General features: G+C 30.9%; 3 protein-coding genes. All 3 read left to right on the top strand.

Annotated features, from left to right (window positions below; translation table 11 throughout):
- Nucleotides 1-780, top strand: a 780-nt coding sequence (locus TY15_RS24820) for a hypothetical protein (protein ID WP_042375705.1), incomplete at its 5' end; no start/stop codon positions are given.
- Nucleotides 781-785: 5 nt separating this feature from the next.
- Nucleotides 786-1,352, top strand: a complete 567-nt coding sequence (locus TY15_RS22820) for a hypothetical protein (RefSeq protein ID WP_040204015.1) — start codon at nt 786-788, stop codon at nt 1,350-1,352.
- Nucleotides 1,340-2,718: hypothetical protein (locus tag TY15_RS22815; protein WP_042375703.1), on the top strand; the 1,379-nt coding region annotated here is incomplete at its 3' end. The genes TY15_RS22820 and TY15_RS22815, both read left to right, overlap by 13 nt.

The following is a 2,718-nucleotide window of genomic DNA, read 5'->3' as shown; positions in this document are numbered from 1 at the left end:
ACAACTGTTAAAACAGTTCTTATTGACGAATATAGAAAGCAATACAAAGGTAAAGAAAGTGATGGCTTTCTTCAGCCTCTTGAAGAAATGTCTGATGACTTATGGAAAAGTTTTATTAACAAGATTGATTGGAAATTTGAACAGGAAGATGAAGAAGAACTGGAACAAACCTTGATTGTAGAAATTCGAAAACAATCGTTTTATAAAGTTGATTTATTTGGTAAAGAATCATACGTAATTGCAGCATTATTAGACGAATTTGAAAAAAGACAAAATATAAAAGACCATTTTGGTCGATTGATTAGTGATTCTCAAGTTAAGTTAAAACTACTTGAAGTCGGTAATAATCAATATAAAATGAGCGACCCTGTTTATGAGCAATGGGAAAAGTTAGAGCCGCCAAGGGATAAAAGGAACTTGGATGAAAAAATAGAAGCAGTAACTAAGACATACAGTAAGCGGAAATTAGGAATGTTCGCCAGAAAAATCGGTGCGGTGAAATTAGAGTTGGCGAAAATCGATAGCAAGGATAAAGGTGCATACCAATATCGAATATATGATGCTTGCGAAGAAAGACTATTAGAGATTTTAGATTCATATGATGGTAGTGAAGTAGAACCGAGGGTTGTGGATGGCTGGATAGATGACTTAGTTCAATTTGCTGAAACACATTTAGCCGAAAAGTCAAAAGACTTTACGTACCCTTTCAAAAATAAAGACACATTAAGAAACACTATCCTTGAATTATTTGATAGTTGTTATCTTTCTTTTGATGGGTGAGAAAAATGGGAAAAAATTTTGAAAAAGAAAAAGACAATCAGCATTTAAATGTCAAGAAGAGGATAATGTTTAACAAGGATGAGGATTACTACTTTATAACCTACAATATCTTAATTATTCTAAAAGTATTTGGTTGTAAGGATGCAAAGTCCAAATGGACAGATTATACAAAATTAAGCTATATTTTGCCATTGGTTGCTGATTCAACTCTCTTGGACTTGTTTATTCGTTATTCGGATAATTATAGAATCCCTCCAAAGGAAGACCTTGAAATTTTAAGAGAAACTTATTTTAAAAGTCGATTGAGATTACAGTTGGTTTCATCCATTTTATTTACATTAGAAGCAAATCAGTTGGTATCTTTAGTTAAAAATGAGAAAAGACATACGATTGATATATGGATAAATCAGGAGAATATTCCAGAAACATTATTGAAATCGGACTTATTTGAAGTAGAGATAAAAAATATAAATAAATTGAAAACAGCGATTAATAGATTAAAAAGTTTATCGACTAAAACATTATTAGAAAGACTTTATACAAACAATGGGGTGAGAGTATGGGAAGCTTAGCATTAAGAAAAATCATCTATAAAGGTGATAAATATTACTACTCATCCAAAGACATTAAAAAGGGAGTTCAAATTGTAGAAGCTGATAATGGGGCTGGCAAAACAACCTTTAGTTCACTTATTAGCTATGGCATTGGAATGTATGTAAGACAATTTGATTTTAGGAATGATAAAGATAATCATAGAGAAATTTATAGTGATACCAACAATTATGTGCTTTTAAAGGTTTTAATAAACGAGGAACCATTTGAATTTACAAGGTATTTCAATCCATCAAACAGTAATGTTATTTTTGTGAAGGGAGACAACTTTGAAGAAAGCTTTCCAATATATCGTAATGCTGTAAAGAATGAAGATGATTGGATTTTCTCCGATTGGATACTATACAAGCTTGGGATAGAAGTGTGTGAAATCTATCAAGGGATTAAAAAATTTAAAATCAATTTCAGCGACCTTTATCGTTTAATTCATTATGACCAAGATACAAACGCACAAAATATCTATAAAGAACATAGAAATGATAGTAATTTTGTCTCAGATTCCGCTGCAGTAAGAAAGGTTATCTTTGAACTATTAGTAGGCTATCAATTTTCTGAATACTATTCCCTTATTGGTGAATATAACAAAACCGAGAGAGAAAAAAATACGCTAAAAGAAACCCTAGATAACTATGTTGAAATGGTTCATAAAATGGGTTTTAAAATTACAGGTTTTAGCCAAGAAGAACTAACCAACCAATTAAGAGAATTGAACTTACAACTACAAAAATTAGAAATTTATCGAAAAAGTTTAAAGACGAAACAATACAGTTCAACCCAATATGATAAGTATATCTATCAATTGAGGGAAAGTCTTTTCAGAGTGGACAGTACATACAACGGTTTAAAAGCTGAAAAAAGTGCAACCACTATTGAACTAAGAGATTTGATAAGGTTAAAGGAAGATTTGATTCTGGAAGTTACTCAGATTAAAAAAATCATCTTGGCACACGAAGAACTGAACCTTTTTTCTCCCAATACTTGTCCGTGTTGTTTAAGGGAAGTTACTAGAAAAGAAAATCACTGCATTTGTGGCAATTCCGTTGATGAAAGTCACTATGAAAAGTTCTTTTATAGCGCTGACGAATATATTGATATTTTAAAATCAAGGCAAAAATCTGTTGAAACCATTGAAACGGCAATTATCTCCTGTAGGGAAGAATTAGATGATTTAAATTCAAAGATTACAAGGCTTGAATTAGAAAAGGATAAAATTAAAGCTCAATTACGAGAAGTTGAAAAAAATATTACAAATACCTCTAACGATGTAGAGTTAAATAATGTAAATGATAAGATATTAGAGGTAAAATCAAATATTCTAACAGTAGG

Origin of the sequence: Neobacillus jeddahensis, assembly GCF_000612625.1 — a bacterium.
In the GTDB taxonomy this organism is placed as follows: Bacteria; Bacillota; Bacilli; order Bacillales; family Cytobacillaceae; genus Neobacillus; species Neobacillus jeddahensis.
The sequence above is the reverse complement of the archived record's forward strand: the minus strand, read 5'-3'. Positions and strand labels throughout refer to the sequence as shown.